Source organism: Companilactobacillus suantsaicola (assembly GCF_004745525.1).
GTDB lineage: Bacteria > Bacillota > Bacilli > Lactobacillales > Lactobacillaceae > Companilactobacillus > Companilactobacillus suantsaicola.
Genome location: NZ_RKLY01000001.1, coordinates 42,048 through 57,593 on the forward strand (window position 1 = coordinate 42,048; position 15,546 = coordinate 57,593).

Annotated in this window: 14 protein-coding genes; 10 read left to right on the plus strand and 4 right to left on the minus strand. The window is 38.1% G+C overall.

From position 1 onward, the window contains the following. The first annotated feature begins 485 nt into the window (after positions 1 to 485). The 3 genes from EGT49_RS00220 to recD2 are packed head-to-tail and all read left to right on the plus strand — an operon-like array spanning position 486 to position 4,172. Positions 486 to 1,136 (plus strand): histidine phosphatase family protein, encoded by a 651-nt coding sequence (locus tag EGT49_RS00220; RefSeq protein WP_135370946.1) that lies wholly within the window; start codon positions 486 to 488, stop codon positions 1,134 to 1,136. Positions 1,137 to 1,144: 8 nt separating this feature from the next. Beyond that, positions 1,145 to 1,810, plus strand: coding sequence for a tetratricopeptide repeat protein (locus EGT49_RS00225; RefSeq protein ID WP_135370947.1), 666 nt, complete (start codon positions 1,145 to 1,147; stop codon positions 1,808 to 1,810). Next, positions 1,797 to 4,172, plus strand: coding sequence for an SF1B family DNA helicase RecD2 (gene recD2 / locus EGT49_RS00230; protein ID WP_246013762.1), 2,376 nt, complete (start codon positions 1,797 to 1,799; stop codon positions 4,170 to 4,172). Before EGT49_RS00225 ends, recD2 begins: the two co-directional genes overlap by 14 nt. A gap of 371 nt (positions 4,173 to 4,543) precedes the next feature. Here recD2 and EGT49_RS00235 read toward each other — a convergent pair whose 3' ends face one another. The 4 genes from EGT49_RS00235 to def all read right to left on the minus strand — a co-directional run bounded on the left by EGT49_RS00235 (position 4,544) and on the right by def (position 8,134). Further along, the gene (locus EGT49_RS00235; RefSeq protein ID WP_135370949.1) at positions 4,544 to 5,479 is read right to left on the minus strand and encodes a diacylglycerol/lipid kinase family protein; all 936 of its coding nucleotides are present in this window, start codon (positions 5,477 to 5,479) and stop codon (positions 4,544 to 4,546) included. Positions 5,480 to 5,532: 53 nt separating this feature from the next. Beyond that, entirely contained in the window at positions 5,533 to 7,224 is a 1,692-nt protein-coding gene (gene rnjA / locus EGT49_RS00240; protein WP_135370950.1) for a ribonuclease J1, read from the minus strand. A gap of 3 nt (positions 7,225 to 7,227) precedes the next feature. Further along, complete coding sequence (locus EGT49_RS00245; protein ID WP_135370951.1) at positions 7,228 to 7,440, minus strand: DNA-directed RNA polymerase subunit epsilon; 213 nt, start codon at positions 7,438 to 7,440, stop codon at positions 7,228 to 7,230. A 133-nt stretch (positions 7,441 to 7,573) separates the two neighbouring features. Beyond that, positions 7,574 to 8,134: a peptide deformylase gene (gene def, locus EGT49_RS00250; protein ID WP_135370952.1), complete on the minus strand. Its 561-nt coding sequence runs from the start codon at positions 8,132 to 8,134 to the stop codon at positions 7,574 to 7,576. 226 nt (positions 8,135 to 8,360) lie between these two features. Between def and EGT49_RS00255 the strand changes: the two genes are divergently transcribed. The 7 genes from EGT49_RS00255 to EGT49_RS00285 all read left to right on the plus strand — a co-directional run bounded on the left by EGT49_RS00255 (position 8,361) and on the right by EGT49_RS00285 (position 15,530). Next, positions 8,361 to 9,359, plus strand: coding sequence for a D-2-hydroxyacid dehydrogenase (locus EGT49_RS00255; protein WP_135370953.1), 999 nt, complete (start codon positions 8,361 to 8,363; stop codon positions 9,357 to 9,359). 147 nt (positions 9,360 to 9,506) lie between these two features. Continuing rightward, positions 9,507 to 10,610 (plus strand): thiamine pyrophosphate-dependent dehydrogenase E1 component subunit alpha, encoded by a 1,104-nt coding sequence (locus EGT49_RS00260; protein ID WP_135370954.1) that lies wholly within the window; start codon positions 9,507 to 9,509, stop codon positions 10,608 to 10,610. Positions 10,611 to 10,612: 2 nt separating this feature from the next. Next, the gene (locus EGT49_RS00265) at positions 10,613 to 11,590 is read left to right on the plus strand and encodes an alpha-ketoacid dehydrogenase subunit beta (RefSeq protein ID WP_135370955.1); all 978 of its coding nucleotides are present in this window, start codon (positions 10,613 to 10,615) and stop codon (positions 11,588 to 11,590) included. A gap of 25 nt (positions 11,591 to 11,615) precedes the next feature. Continuing rightward, positions 11,616 to 12,902 carry a 2-oxo acid dehydrogenase subunit E2 gene (locus tag EGT49_RS00270; protein WP_135370956.1) on the plus strand — a complete coding sequence of 429 codons (1,287 nt, stop codon included), beginning with the start codon at positions 11,616 to 11,618 and terminating at the stop codon, positions 12,900 to 12,902. 6 nt (positions 12,903 to 12,908) lie between these two features. Continuing rightward, positions 12,909 to 14,336: a dihydrolipoyl dehydrogenase gene (gene lpdA / locus EGT49_RS00275; protein WP_135370957.1), complete on the plus strand. Its 1,428-nt coding sequence runs from the start codon at positions 12,909 to 12,911 to the stop codon at positions 14,334 to 14,336. 137 nt (positions 14,337 to 14,473) lie between these two features. Further along, positions 14,474 to 14,767, plus strand: coding sequence for a UPF0223 family protein (locus EGT49_RS00280; protein WP_135370958.1), 294 nt, complete (start codon positions 14,474 to 14,476; stop codon positions 14,765 to 14,767). Beyond that, positions 14,751 to 15,530: an inositol monophosphatase family protein gene (locus EGT49_RS00285; protein WP_135370959.1), complete on the plus strand. Its 780-nt coding sequence runs from the start codon at positions 14,751 to 14,753 to the stop codon at positions 15,528 to 15,530. Before EGT49_RS00280 ends, EGT49_RS00285 begins: the two co-directional genes overlap by 17 nt. Positions 15,531 to 15,546 lie beyond the last annotated feature (16 nt).

Genomic DNA, 15,546 nt, shown 5'->3' on the forward strand with positions numbered 1-15,546 from the left:
TAAAAATAGTTATGTCCCAAGCTCTATTTTGATTTAATGCTTGAAAGCTGGCTATGCTCTGTTCGTTAACTGAAACGAGTTACACAAGCCCGGTGTGCAATTCGTGGAATTAGGCTATCTGTCTGAGTCTAACCGGCTTGTTTCACTCTCTAGCTGAAACGAGTTGCACAAGAGCAACTCCCTCCGAGATAACAAAATTTCAGGAATCACTCGCAAAGTTCGACGAGCAATTCCTGAAATTACGTTATCCTCCGGGAGCTGACCGCTCTTGTTTCACTCTCTAACAAAAACGAGTTACACAAGCCAGACTCAGCCATATAGCTACATTTCCCAAATCACACACAAAAGCGGTGTGCAATTCGTGAAATTAGGCTATCTGTCTGAGTCTAACCGGGCTTGTTTCACTCTCTGTTTTATCTGACTTGAAAAAATTTCTGAAAAAACCGATAATTGTACTTAATTAACTTTGTAAGGTGAGAAGAAAAATGGATTTGTATTTTGTCAGACACGGTAAGACTCAATGGAACTTAGAAGGAAAATATCAAGGTGGTCATGGTGATTCACCACTCTTGGATGAAAGTTTACATGATATTAGTTTATTAGCGAAACGTTTGAAAGATGTTGATATCGATCATATGTATACTAGTCCGTTGCCACGAGCAAAAACGACTGCGGAGACGTTGATTAAAGATTTACATCGTCAGATTGCCTTGACCGTCGTTGATGGCTTGCGTGAATTCGATTTAGGTATTATGGAGGGTCGAAAGTTTTCCGAGTTGGAACTAGAAATGCCTGAAGTCATTTATGCGTTTCGCAATGAGCCTAAGGACTACGACTACAGTTTGATCCGTGGGGAATCGTTTGAACAAGTCGCCAAAAGAACTACCGAAGCGGTTGAAGAAATTGTGAATGAAAATAATGGTCAAGGAAATGTTGTCATTGTTAGCCACGGAGCCGCTTTAGTAACGTTGATTCAGTCGCTATTGGGGACTAGTGTTAAGGATATTCGCAAAGATGGTGGTCTTTCAAATACGAGTCTGACGCATTTACAATACAAAAATGGTCAATATAAATTGATCGAATGGAACGAAACAGGTTATTTGCATAAAAAACTTGAAAGTTCAGATACAATTTGAGGTTATAAATGAACAAAGAAGCAGAGAAATTATTTAATCAAAATAAAAAAGAAGCAGCTATTAAACTTCTAGTTGCAGATTTAAATAAAGATGCACATCAATTGCCCAAAATTTTACAATTGTCGACTTATTTGGTTCAAGCGGGTGACTTAGAACAAGCTGAAGAGTTGTTGGCCAGAGCCTTAGAGATGTTCAAGAATAATCAAGATTTACTTTATAATCTAGGAAATGTTTACTACTTGGCCGATAAATTTGATAAGGCTAATCAAATCTTTAAGGATTTAGTCGATGATAATTACGCTTTTGAAGCTTATTTCATGTTGGCAAAAACTCTGGATCAACAAGGAAAGCGGCAATTAGCAGTCATGTATGCTTTGACGGCGGTTGAAAAAGCTCCGCAGGATTTACAAGCAAATGAGCTATTAGCGGATTTATTGCTTGCTAACGGCAATTTTCAGGAGTCACTGGGATTTTATCAACAAGCAAATAAAATCAAGCCAGAGGCTAAGCATTACTTTAATATGGCATTGTGTGCGATGAATCTTAAACAAGATTATCAATCATACTTGAATGAATCGAAAAAACTAGATGAAGCTTATTATTTGAAACACGAGAAAAAATTAGCTGATTTACAAGAATTTATTAAACAAGGAGATAGCAATGGCGAGCGATAAGCAATATTTTGTTGGAACCGTTAAAGCCATCTTTTTTGAAAATCCTGAAAATCTGTTTAAAATTTTTACAATCAAAATAAAAAAGACTAATACCGATTGGGATGCTTCAGACATCGTCGTTACCGGCAGTTTTGGTGAAATTTCTGAAGAAGAGGAATATCGTTTCGAAGGCCACATGGTTGACCATCCCAAATACGGAAAACAATTTCAAGCTGATTCTTATAAAAGAAGCTTGCCAAATGGTCGCAAGGAATTGATCAGTTTCTTTTCGAGCAGTGAATTTCCCGGAATTGGTAAGAAAAAGGCGGAAAAGATTGTTGATGAACTAGGAAACAATGCGATTGAAAAGATTTTACAAGATCCTAATGCGTTAGATTTTCTCAAATTAGGTGAAGAAAAAACTAAGGCAATCGTGGAACAAATTTCGGCTAATCATCAAACTGAACAAGTACTTTATCAGTTGAACAATTTTGGCTTTGGAACGACTCTGAGTGCGCGAATTTTTCAAAAATACGGTGTTCAAACATTGGAAAAACTGACTGAAGATCCTTACCAATTAGTTTTGGATGTTAAAGGAGTTGGTTTTAAAAGAGCTGACGAATTGGCTAAGAAACTAGGTATCACCGGGGACGACCCTCGAAGAATCAAAGGTGCTTTGATTCAGATGGTGAGCTTGATGATCAACGAGACTGGAGATACGTATGTTTCCGGAACTGAATTGATCAAACGAGTTAGTAGCGTATTAAATGCCAATTCAACTCCAGATTTAGATAAGAAATTACTCGATGGTTTGAAAAAATTGGTCAATGATGGAGCTTTTCTAGTTGAAGATGGACGGGTCTATGATAAGACTCTGTCTGACAGTGAGTGGTCAATTGCTCAATCCTTGAAGATGATCACCGATACCTTTAAAGAAGTACCATTTAGTTTAAAAGCGCTTCGTAAAGAATTAAAGCATATTGAGAGGGATTTCAAAGTTCAATATGATCAGTCACAGCAAAAGGCGATTGAGCAATCTTTGACGCATCCAATCTTTCTTCTAACTGGTGGTCCCGGAACTGGTAAAACGACCATTATCAATGCAATCGTTTCGGCTTATGCCAAGTTAAACGATGCAACGCTAGATCCATCTTCAGAAGACTATGCCATTGCTTTAGCAGCTCCTACAGGACGTGCAGCTAAACATATGGGAGAATCGACTGGATTGCCGGCAATGACGATTCATCGCCTGCTAGGCCTAACTGGGACAGAAGATGATGAATATGCTGAACCAACTTTGGATTGCAAGTTATTGATAATTGATGAGATGTCGATGGTCGATACGAAACTGTTTAGAACTTTGATCGACGCAGTTCAACCAGGTACCCAAGTTGTTTTAGTAGGTGATAAGGATCAATTACCTTCAGTTGGACCAGGCCAAGTTTTCTCAGATTTAATTAACAGTGCCGCCTTTCCGACAACGATTCTAAAAGAAATTCACCGTCAGGATGAAGACTCAACCATTATTCAGTTAGCTCATGATATCAATGAAGGAATTGTTGACGAAACCATTTTTCAAAATAAAGCTGATCGCAGTTTCATTGGCTGCAATAGTCGCAACGTACCGGACGTCTTGTCGCAGATTATTAACAAATCAAGTGACAAAGGTTTCGATATTGCTGATGTTCAAGTGTTAGCACCGATGTATCGCGGCCAGGCGGGAATCGATAATTTAAATGTTGTGATTCAAAATGTTGTCAATCCGATGAAACCAAAGAGAAAAGAAGTTTCCATTGGTAACACGAATTATCGCATCAATGATAAAGTTGTTTATCTAGTCAATTCTCCGGAACAAAATGTCTTTAATGGTGAAATTGGTAAAATTATTGGAATTCTTTTAGCTAAGGAGAATACCGATCACGTTGACAAATTGGTTATCGATTTTGACGGCAATGAAGTCACGCTGGATCGAAAAGATTGGGTCAATATTTCATTAGCTTATTGTACTTCGATCCATAAAGCCCAAGGTTCTGAATTTGAAATGGTGATTTTGCCCTTAGTCAATGAAGAATCACGCATGTTAAGACGAAATCTTTTGTATACGGCGGTAACTAGATCCAAACGACTCTTGATCATGGTTGGAGACCGCAGTGCCTTTGAACGTTCAATTAAAGATCAATCGAATGAACGTCAGACGACATTAAAAGAACGAATCTTCACAACTTTTAAGATTAAACAAAAACCAGCAGAAGAAACAAATGATGAAGAAAAGCCGGTTCAAGATTATCGCTTAACTTTAGATATGATTATGAATAATTCCATCAGTCCCATGATTGGAATGGAAAATGTTACACCGTTTGATTTCATGAAAAAACGAGCGTAATTTAATTTTTGAGCATTACAATAGATTGGGATGTAGCATAGTAAAACAAATAGCTCCAGGCAAAATCGATGTACGATTTGCCTGGAGCTATTTGTTTTATGATTGCTTTGTATTTGAAACGAGTTACACAAGAGCAACTCCCTACAAGATAGCAAAATTTAAAGAATCACTCGCAAAGTGCGAAGAGCAATTCCTGAAATTACGTTATCCTCCGGGAGCTGACCGCCCTTGTTTCACTCTCTAACTGAAACGAGTTGCACAAGCCAGACTCAGCCATATAGCTACATTCCCCAAATCACACGCAAGATCGGCGTGCAATTCGTAGAATTAGGCTATCTGTCTGAGTCTAAGCAGCTTGTTCCACTCTCTGATTAATCAATCGGCAACCAAAATGGATGTTGACTGGTTTGGAAGTGAAAATCGAATTCATGTTGACCTAATTCTTCACCATCCATCTGCCCGTGCTGAGCAGTGTAGTTTTTCAAAGTAAATTGATCTTCTTCAATGTGCCAAACATTTTTATCGTTTAAGTGGGAACCGTCAGTTAATAGTTTGATCATTAATTTGACAAAAGTTAAACCAGTGATCTTTTTGACGACAACCAAGTTTAAGTGGTGGTTAAAAGGTGTTGCTGTGGGATCGATGGCAAAACCGCCACCAAAGTAAGGATGATTAGTTGCAACCACAATATAGGCATTGTCAAAATGTTTGTGCTGTGAATCATCAACGTCCAGTCCAAAGGATTTCTGCTTTTTGATGACTTTCAGTAGATTAGTGAAATAAGACAATGTTCCCATTCCCAGATTGTTCAACAACTCCTTACGTTCGGAGTGATTCGTGTAATAAACCGTGCTAGCGTCAAAACCAATACCAATATTATTAATAAAGTAATGGGAAAATTTTGCACCCGAAACTTGTCCAACATCGATCACGCGAGGCTGTTGGAGTGAAAGGATTGCTTGCATCAAAATGACAGGATCTTTGATCTTCATTTTAATACCACGACAGAAGTCATTACCTGAACCGCCAGGAATATAACCAAGTGCCGTATTAGGGTAATTGGAGTTTTTAACGCCGTTGACGGCTTGATTGAGCGTGCCATCCCCACCGATAACGACGATTTTTGCATTTGTCTGATTCAAATCAGCGATTTGTTTAGCGATACGAAAGCCATCTCCATCACATTTGGTTAAGTGGACTTCGTAATAAATATTTTCTGTTTGCAAAAAATTAGTGACTTTTTTACAAGCACGTTTGGCACGACCGTTACCAGCATGATGATTTAAAATTATTTCGATTTTTTCCATTTTGAGACCCTTAAATAAAAAAAGTAGATCAATTGATCTACTTTAAAATTAAATTAAATTGAAGTACCAATTAACATTGGTAAAATAACAGGATTTCTTTCCGTACGTTTGTACAAGAATTCTTGTAATCCTTCAATGATAACGCGTTTTAGAACTGCTTCGGTAACTTTAGTATCTTCATCATCAAAAGCATTTTTGATAAGGTGGAAGACACGTTTTTGAGCTTGATTAATCAACTCGCCAGATTCACGCATGTAAACAAAACCACGTGACAAGATATCTGGACCAGCTAAGACGATGTGTTTTTGATAATCAATTGTTGCTACGACCACAACCATTCCTTCTTCAGAAAGAACTTGACGGTCATGAATGACAACATTACCAATATCACCGACACCTTTACCGTCGACATAAACATCACCAGCAGGGAAGTGACCAGCAACTCTAGCACTGTCTTTAGTCAATGCTAGAACGTCACCATTTTCAAGTAAGAATGAATGATCTTGAGGGACGTCACACAATTCAGCTAATTCAGTGTGAATCTTCAACATTCGATATTCACCGTGAATTGGCATGAAGAACTTAGGTTTCATCAATCTCAACATTAACTCTTGTTCCTCTTGACCACCGTGGCCAGAAGTATGGATGTTATTAACTTTACCATGAATTACTTCGGCACCAGCTTCAGAAAGTTGGTTGATCAAGTGGTTAACACTAATTGTGTTACCAGGAATTGGGTTACTTGAGAAGATAACCGTGTCACCAGGTTGAATTGTAATTTGTCTATGAGTTCCGTTAGCAATACGACTCAAGGCAGCTAAAGGTTCACCTTGGGAACCAGTACATAGGATCAAAGTTTCACTGGCGGGAGTTTGGTTTAAAGCATGTGGATCGATCAACATGTCATCAGTAATATTCAAATAACCAAGTTCACGACCATTTTCGATGGCTTGTTCCATACTTCGTCCAAAGACGGCAATCTTTCGACCTTGTTGAATAGCAGCATCTACAGCTTGAGAAATACGATAAATATTTGAAGCGAAAGTAGCGAAAATGATTCTGCCACTGATAGTTTCAAATATTTGATGAATCGTCAAACCAACTGAACGTTCTGATTTAGAAAATGTCGGAATTTCAGCGTTAGTACTATCTGATAAGAGACAGAGAACACCTTTTTGTCCTAAAGCAGCCATCTTTTGAAGATTAGGTGATGGTAAACCAGCAACTGGTGTTAAATCGAACTTAAAATCACCAGTTTCGACAATGATTCCTTGTGGTGTGTGAACGGCGACACCGAGTGTATCAGGAATTGAGTGAGTTGTTCTGAAGAATGAAACGCTTGTCTTAGGGAATTTGATGACATCATCTTCATGTAAGACGTGCATTTCAGTTGTTCTAAGTAATCCATGTTCTTCCAATTTACCCTTGATCAATGCACATGCTAATGGACCGGCGTAAACAGGGATATTTGGAAGTTGTTGTAGTAAATAAGGGATACCACCAATGTGGTCTTCGTGACCGTGGGTAATGAATAGACCTTTGATCTTATCCTTATTTTCTACTAAGTAGCTATAGTCGGAAATGACATAGTCAATTCCAAGAAGTTCGTCTTCTGGAAATTTAATACCAGCATCAATGACGATCAATTCGTCTTGATATTGAACTCCATACATATTTTTACCGATTTCACCAAGGCCCCCGATGGCAAAAACGGCAACTTCATTATTTTTAACTTTAAATGACATTAACTAAAACTCCGTCAATTTAAAGTCAGGGCTCTTCTTTTCGTACTCAAGGTGCTTTTCGTCGAGTTCCTGAATAAATTCAATGTTGTAATCAGTATTTTTTTCAACAGCGTCACGCACTGCAATACTTGATTCAGCATCCATGTAAAGTGAATGTGTAAATTCACGACGGGGGTTATCTAGTTCGCTTGTTTGATATAAAACTTTGTAAATCAATATAAATTGCTCCTTTGATTGTATTAAATGAAACAGGTCAGTCTCATTTGTCTTTTTTCTAGTCCATTTGCGCATTAATCAATAGATAGCACAATTCTACCATATATAAGAAAGTAAGTATACTTTGCTACTATTAGGAAATAACGACTGTACTTGGGTCAAGTGTGAATGGTTCCTTCTTATTGATCTTGTCGTAGTAAAGGTGACCATTTAGATGATCAATTTCATGTTGGCAGACAATAGCAGGATAACCCTTGACGCGTAAAGTTTGTGAGTTTCCTTCAAAATCATCATATTTAATAGTAATTCGATCAGCTCTTGGTACGAAACCAGGAACGTCTTTATCAACTGAAAGACAGCCTTCACCTTCAGAAAGAGCAGCTCTTTGCACTGAATTTCTAACGATAACAGGGTTAATTAAAGTAATCTTCAAAAGTGGCTTGTCAGGATCTTCTTCATTTGGAACGAGGACGGCAGCCATCATTTCTGAGACGCCAACTTGAGGAGCGGCCAAACCGACCCCAGCTCTTAATTGATGTTTTTCAGCATATTCTTCATCTTGACTCTTTACAAGATATTCCATCATATTAGCAGCTAAAGCTTTATCTTCATCACTCAATGGGAATTTAACGTCTTGGGCGACTTTTCTTAGTACGGGATCGCCATCACGGACGATATCTTTCATAAAATACATAGTTTCCTCCGAATGTTTAATTGTTTAAAAATACTTCAGTATTTCTATTATAGATTATTTTTCTATAAAAATAGTAGGATTTGGAAAAAAACATTCAGATTGTCTTGAAAAAGCGGTTCCAGTCACAGCTATTTTTGCCTATATAATCCATATCATGATAAAATGATAGACGTATATGTTATCGGTTTCATTCTGATGCATAAATAAATGCTACTGGAGGTTTTTTATGAAATTAATTGATTTTGGCGTGCGGGAAGATGAGAAGAAATACATTCAAGAATGGTCAAAAGAAAACGATATTGAAGTAAAGATCGTCTCAGACCTATTGACTCCTGAGACTGTTCAGTTGGCAAAAGGATATGACGGTATCGTTGCTTATCAACAGTTACCTTATGATGAGAAAATTTTTGACACTATGAATGAATTTGGGATTCACGTCTTGTCATTACGCAATGTAGGGGTGGACAACGTACCATTTGATGCATTAAAGAAGAATCAGATTCGTTTAACGAATGTTCCAAGTTATTCGCCAGAGGCAATTGCTGAATATTCAGTAACTGGACTGATGGCTCTATTAAGAAATATGAAACATATGATTAGAAAAATCGATACACATGATTTCAGATGGGCTCCAGATATCGGTCGAGAACTAAATGAGTTGACTGTTGGGGTAGCTGGAACCGGAAGAATCGGTCGAGCCGCAATAAAAATTTATCAAGGTTTCGGTGCAAAAGTTGTCGCATACGACAAATTTCACAATCCTGAAATTGAAAAACAAGGACTCTATGTGGATGATTTAGATACCTTACTCAAAGAGTCGGATGTCGTGACGCTACACATCCCAAGCCTTGGTAAAGGTCACACTTTGATCAATGAAACTTCAATTAAAGAAATGAAAGACGATGCTATCGTCGTTAATACAGCCCGTGGTGACTTGATCGATACTAAGGCACTCTATGATGCCGTTGCATCAGGAAAATTATACGGTGCGGTGCTTGATGTTTATGAAAATGAAGTTGGTATCTTCAATTCAGATTTGAGTGGGAGCCAACTTTCAGATGACTTATTGGACAAAGTTATTAAGAGTCCAAGATTTATTTTGACACCACATATTGCATTTTATACAACAAAAGCCGTTAAAAATATGGCCACCATTTCTTTGAATTCAATGGTGCAAGAATTACAGAATGGAACCTCAGATAATGAGATAAATTTGGATAAATAGTGACTAGGTTCACAAGCTTTATAAAAAATTTAATAACGAAAGAATGCCTAAAGCGCTTGTTTTTTGGCTGATCAATGATAGACTAAAAATATATGAAAGCCCTTACAGATTCACAAGGGATTAGTTTTTATGAAAGGACTGTGGAGAATGGCAAATAAACCAATTGTTGATTTTGAAGCAATAAAAAATAACTTATCGAATGTTTCAAAACCAATTCAAATTTTGAATGAAAATGCTGAAGTTGTAGATCAAGAAATTTTTGATTCATTTTCAGATGATGATTTAGTTGAGTTTATGAAAAAGATGGTGTGGGAGCGTGCTTTGCATGAGCAAACAATGAACTTTTCACGTCAGGGACGCATGGGATTCTATGCTCCTACTGAAGGTGAAGAGGCTTCCGAAATGGGGACCGTCTTAGCAATGAAGACAAACGATTACTTATTACCAGCATATCGTGACGTTCCACAATTGATTCAACACGGAGCTACTGTTACTGAAGCTTATCTTTGGTCACGTGGTCATGTAGTTGGAAATAAATTTAAAGCTCGTTCACTAATGCCTCAAATTATTATCGGTGCTGCATATGCAGAAGCTGCTGGTGTTGGTTTGGGAATTAAGAAGAGTGGAGAAGAAGATACAATTGCCTTCACTTATACTGGTGATGGTGGTACTTCACAAGGTGATAGTTATGAAGGAATGAATTTTGCTGGTGCTTTCCAAGCTCCTGTTTTATTCATCGTTCAAAATAATGGCTTCGCTATTTCAACACCTCGTGCAAAACAAACTGCTGCTCCAACACTTGCTCAAAAGGCAGTCGCTGCTGGTATTCCAAGTGTTCAAGTAGATGGGATGGATATTTTGGCTTGCTATGCTGTTGCCAAAGCTGCACGTGATTATATGGTAGCTGGAAATGGTCCAGTTATGATTGAAACGTTAACTTATCGTTACGGTGCTCACTCAAGTGCTGGTGATGATCCTAAACGTTACAGAACAAAGGCTGAAGAACAACCTTGGTTCGATAAAGATCCATTGATCAGAATGAGAAAAGTTCTTGAAGACAAGGGTCTATGGTCTGAAGAAAAAGAAGATCAATTAGTTGATGAATATAAAGCTTCATTTAAGGAAGCAATCAAAGAGGCTGATGCAGTTCCTGCCGAAAAAGTTTCTGATATGTTGAAGCGGACATTTGAAATTCCAACTCCAGAAATGAAGAAAGAAATCGCTAAATTTGAAGCAAAGGAGTCGAAGTAAAAATGGCTAAGAAAACTTATATTCAAGCAATTACAGACGCCTTAGACATTGTTCTTGAAGATGATCCAAAAACTTTGATCTTTGGTGAAGACGTTGGTAAAAATGGTGGTGTATTTAGAACTACTCAAGGCCTCCAAGATAAATATGGCGAAGAGAGAGTTTTTGATACTCCACTAGCTGAATCAGGTATTTTAGGATTGGCAACTGGTTTAGGTTTAACTGGTTGGCGTCCAATTCCAGAAATTCAATTCATGGGCTTCTCTTTTGAAGCTATGGACCAAATTGCTGGACAAGAAGCACGTATGCGTTTCCGTTTTGATGGAGTGAAGACTTCTCCAGTAACAATCCGTACACCTTATGGTGGTGGTACACATACTGCTGAAATGCATGCTGATAACTTGGAAAACTTCTTTACTGGTGTCCCTGGTCTGCGTGTTGTTATGCCAAGTAATCCATATGATGCTAAAGGTTTGTTGATTTCATCAGTTGAAAACAATGATCCAGTATTATTTATGGAAAATCTAAAATTGTATCGTTCAATGAAAGATGATATTCCTGACGGCAAGTATACCGTTCCATTGGATAAAGCTAATGTCGTTCGTGAGGGTAATGATATTACGATCGTCGCTTATGGTGCTGAAGTAAATGAAGCTATCAAAGTGGCTGATAAATTAGCTGAAAAGAATGTCTCAGTAGAAGTTATTGATTTAAGAACAGTATCACCAATTGACAATGAAACAATTTTCAAATCTATTGAAAAGACTCATAAGGTTGTCATCGTCCAAGAAGCTCAAAAAATGGCTGGTGTTGGAGCTCAAGTAGCTTCAGCTATTGCCGAAGAAGCGGTTCTTTCTCTTGATGCACCAATTGGTAGAGTTGCTGCTCCAAACAGTGTTTATCCATTTGCTCTAGGTGAAGACATTTGGATTCCACGTGCAGACGAAATTGAAGAAAAAGTAAATGAAATCCTCAACTACTAATTAATCGAAGGAAGGGAATCCAACTATGGCTTATAAATTTAAATTACCAGAATTAGGCGAAGGGATGGCCGAAGGTGAAGTTTCAAGTTGGCTAGTTAAAGAAGGAGACACAGTTAAAGAGGATGACTCCTTAGTAGAAATCCAAAATGATAAATCTGTTGAAGAACTACCTTCACCAGTTTCTGGTACTGTAAAACAAATCGTTGCCAAAGAGGGTGACACAGTAGAAATTGGCGACACATTGATCATTATTGACGATGGTTCTGCTGACACAGGTGACGATGAACCTGCAGCAGATGAAAAGAAAGAAGACACACCTGCAAAATCAGAAGAGAAGGCAGAAGAAAAACCTGCTGCTGGTCCTGCTACAGGCTCAGCTAATACTAACTACTTAGCAATGCCTTCAGTTCGTCAATATGCTCGTGATAAAGGTGTTGACCTTTCACAAGTTACTCCAAGTGGCAAACATGGCCAAATCACAAAAGCTGATGTTGATTCATTCAATGGTGCCGCTCCAGCTGCTAGTGCTAATACTAATAATGCTAGTGCACCTGCTGCTGTTGCTGCTGAACCAAACAAGGTCACACCTTATGTTTCAGCTACTCCAGAATTAGAAACACGTGAAAAGATGACAATGACTAGAAAAGCAATTGCGAAAGCAATGCTTAATAGTAAACGTACAGCACCTCACGTAACTAGTTTTGATGACGTTGAAGTAAGCGCTTTGATGGCTAATAGAAAGAAATACAAGGCACTTGCTGCTGACAAGGGTATTCATTTAACATTCTTGCCATATATCGCTAAAGCTTTAGTAGCTGTATTGAAAGCTTATCCAGAACTCAATGCTTCAATTGATGATTCAACTGAAGAAATCGTTTACAAGCACTACTACAACATCGGTATTGCTACAAACACTGAACATGGACTCTACGTTCCAAACGTTAAAAACGTTGATTCTAAGGGTATGTTTGAAATCGCCAAAGAAATCACTGAAAACTCACAAGCTGCTTATGACAACAAGTTGAGTCACGACAAGATGAGTGGCGGTTCAATTACAATCAGTAACGTTGGTTCAATCGGTGGCGGCTGGTTTACACCAGTTATCAATTACCCAGAAGTTGCAATTCTAGGTGTTGGTAAGATTGCTAATGAACCTTATGTTGACGAGGATGGCAACATTCAAGTAGGTAAGATGTTGAAGTTATCATTGAGTTACGATCACAGATTGATCGATGGAGCTTTGGCACAAAATGCCTTAAATCTATTGAAGAAATTGTTGCATGATCCAGATTTGTTATTAATGGAGGGCTAGTTTAACATGGCAGAGAATGTAATAGAAAAAGATACCGTTATTATTGGTTCCGGCCCTGGTGGTTATGTTGCAGCAATCAGAGCTTCAGAATTAGGACAAGATGTAGCGATTATTGAAAAATCAGATACAGTTGGTGGTGTTTGTCTAAACGTTGGTTGTGTGCCATCAAAGGCTTTGATCACAGCCGGACACAGACTACAACAAGCTAAAGACTCATCAACTTACGGAATTTCAACGAGTGACGCTGTAATCGACTTTACCAAGACTCAAGCTTGGAAAGACGAAAAAGTCGTTGCTAGAATGACAAATGGTGTTCAAATGCTTTTGAAGAAACACCACGTTGAATTGATCAATGGTGAAGCTTATTTAGACAGTGATACACAACTTCGTATCATGCCTAGTGGTGAAAGACAATTCATGGACAACGGTGGCGGTCAAACTATCAAATTTAAGAATTTGATTTTGGCAACTGGTAGTCGTCCAATTGAAATCAGAGGTTTCAAGTTCCAAGACCGCGTTATCGACTCAACTGGTGGTTTGAACTTGAAAGAAGTTCCTAAGGAATTCGTCATCATCGGTGGTGGATACGTCGGAACTGAATTGGCAGGTGCCTATGCTGATCTTGGTTCACACGTAACAATTCTTGAAGGCTCACCAAACATTATTCCTAATTTTGAAAAAGATATGGTCTCAATTGTGAAGAAGAACCTTGAAAAGAAAGGTGTCACAATCATTACTAATGCAATGGCAAAAAGTAGTGAACAAAAAGCTGACAGCGTAGACGTCACTTATGAAGTTGACGGCAAACCTTCAACAATCACTGCAGATTATTGTATGGTGACAGTTGGTCGTCGTCCTAATACTGATAACTTTGGTCTTGAAATGACTAATGTTAAGACTAATGATCGTGGACTCGTTGAAGTTGACGAACAAGGTAAGACTTCAGTTGATCACATCTATGCTATTGGTGATATCACACCTGGACCTGCATTGGCTCACAAGGCTTTCTTTGAGGCAAAGACGGTTGCTGGAGCAATCTCAGGTAAGAACACAGCTAACGACTATATTGGCGTTCCTGCCGTTTGCTTTACTGATCCAGAACTTGCTAGCGTTGGTTTAACTGAAAAAGATGCTAAGGACAAGGGTATTGAAGTGAAGACTGCTAAATTCCCATTTGCCGGAAATGCACGTGCCGTTTCACTTGATGCTGCCGAAGGTTTCGTTAAATTAATTGCTCAAAAAGATACTGGAACACTTCTCGGTGGTCAAATCGTTGGACCTGGTGCTAGTGATTTGATTTCTGAATTGAGTGTAGCTATTAATTGTCAATTGAATGCCGAAGATATTGCTTTGACAATTCACCCACATCCAACTCTAGGTGAACCAATTCAAGAAGCAGCAGATATCTTGATTGGCTACCCAACTCATATTTAAGCAAAGTAAAGGTAATGGAATGTAAGTTTAGAAACCGAAAAAACGTTTTTTCGTATACTAAATCATTAATTTCAAACAAAAAGCGATGCAATTGCACCGCTTTTTTTGTATAGTAGAGTAAATATGGAGGGATGATCATGCAGAGCAATTATAGCTATCCACTCAATGAAGACTGGAATCAAGCTGAAATGGTCAAAGTAATTGACTTGTATAACGCAGTTGAATCGGCTTATGAGTCTAGTATTAAGAGTGAAGTTTTTTTAGAAAAATATCGAGCGTTTCAACAAGTAGTTCCAATGAAGATGGAACAAAAACGGCTTGATAAAGAATTTGAATTGCAATCAGGTTATTCTATCTACCAAGTTTTTAAAAAGTGTCGTGCAGCAAAAAAAGGTGAAAAGGTCAGGATTCATAATGAAAGTAGACAGTAAACAAATCGATGAATTTTTAGTTAAATTATTGGATACAGTCGGACAAACTTTAAGAACTGACGCAATTAAGAAGAAATCAGTCGGGACGAAGAAAAATCGCAATGACTTAGTAACGAATTTTGATAAAAAAACTGAACAATTTGTTAACTCTGAAATTAAACAGGCTTTTCCAGATGCCACGATTGTTAGTGAAGAAGGCTATGGAGATGCAGTTCAAGACATGTCAGGATTAGTTTTTTTCGTTGATCCAATCGATGGAACAATGAATTTTGTTAAACGACAAGATGATTTTGCCTCAATGATTGGCGTTTACATTGACGGTGAACCACTAAATGGTGCTATTATAAATGTTATGGATAACGAGATTTATCATGGTGGTAAGGAAATTGGATTGTTTATCAATGATAAAAGAATCGAAAATCCAAAAAACTTGCCTTTGATAGAAGGACTCGTGGACGTATCAGCCCCTATGGCGTTGGCAAATAAGTTCAATGTTCAAGAGGTTATTAAAAAGAGCAGTGGCTTTCGAGTTTATGGAAGTGCCGGAATCATTTTTGGTCATCTTCTGACTGGAAAAGAAGTTATGTATATGTCATACTTAGCTCCGTGGGATTTAGCTGCTGGACGTGTTTTGTGCGAAGCAGCTGGTATGAGCGTCGTAAGTATTGACGATGCCCCAATAAATATGCTAAAATCACAAGTCGTAATAGTTGGTACTTCAAAAGTTGTTTCAGAAGCGCTGACAACAGTCAAAACGCGTTAGTGAACTGTGACCAGCT

Excerpts from the sequence above, each read along its gene's own strand:
- EGT49_RS00260 (WP_135370954.1), top strand. The coding sequence starts at position 9,507 with ATGGCAAATAAACCAATTGTTGATTTTGAAGCAATAAAAAATAACTTA.
- rnjA (WP_135370950.1), bottom strand. The coding sequence starts at position 7,224 with ATGTCATTTAAAGTTAAAAATAATGAAGTTGCCGTTTTTGCCATCGGG.
- def (WP_135370952.1), bottom strand. The coding sequence starts at position 8,134 with ATGTATTTTATGAAAGATATCGTCCGTGATGGCGATCCCGTACTAAGA.
- EGT49_RS00220 (WP_135370946.1), top strand. The coding sequence starts at position 486 with ATGGATTTGTATTTTGTCAGACACGGTAAGACTCAATGGAACTTAGAA.
- EGT49_RS00270 (WP_135370956.1), top strand. The coding sequence starts at position 11,616 with ATGGCTTATAAATTTAAATTACCAGAATTAGGCGAAGGGATGGCCGAA.
- EGT49_RS00280 (WP_135370958.1), top strand. The coding sequence starts at position 14,474 with ATGCAGAGCAATTATAGCTATCCACTCAATGAAGACTGGAATCAAGCT.
- EGT49_RS00285 (WP_135370959.1), top strand. The coding sequence starts at position 14,751 with ATGAAAGTAGACAGTAAACAAATCGATGAATTTTTAGTTAAATTATTG.
- EGT49_RS00265 (WP_135370955.1), top strand. The coding sequence starts at position 10,613 with ATGGCTAAGAAAACTTATATTCAAGCAATTACAGACGCCTTAGACATT.
- EGT49_RS00235 (WP_135370949.1), bottom strand. The coding sequence starts at position 5,479 with ATGGAAAAAATCGAAATAATTTTAAATCATCATGCTGGTAACGGTCGT.
- lpdA (WP_135370957.1), top strand. The coding sequence starts at position 12,909 with ATGGCAGAGAATGTAATAGAAAAAGATACCGTTATTATTGGTTCCGGC.
- recD2 (WP_246013762.1), top strand. The coding sequence starts at position 1,797 with ATGGCGAGCGATAAGCAATATTTTGTTGGAACCGTTAAAGCCATCTTT.
- EGT49_RS00255 (WP_135370953.1), top strand. The coding sequence starts at position 8,361 with ATGAAATTAATTGATTTTGGCGTGCGGGAAGATGAGAAGAAATACATT.
- EGT49_RS00225 (WP_135370947.1), top strand. The coding sequence starts at position 1,145 with ATGAACAAAGAAGCAGAGAAATTATTTAATCAAAATAAAAAAGAAGCA.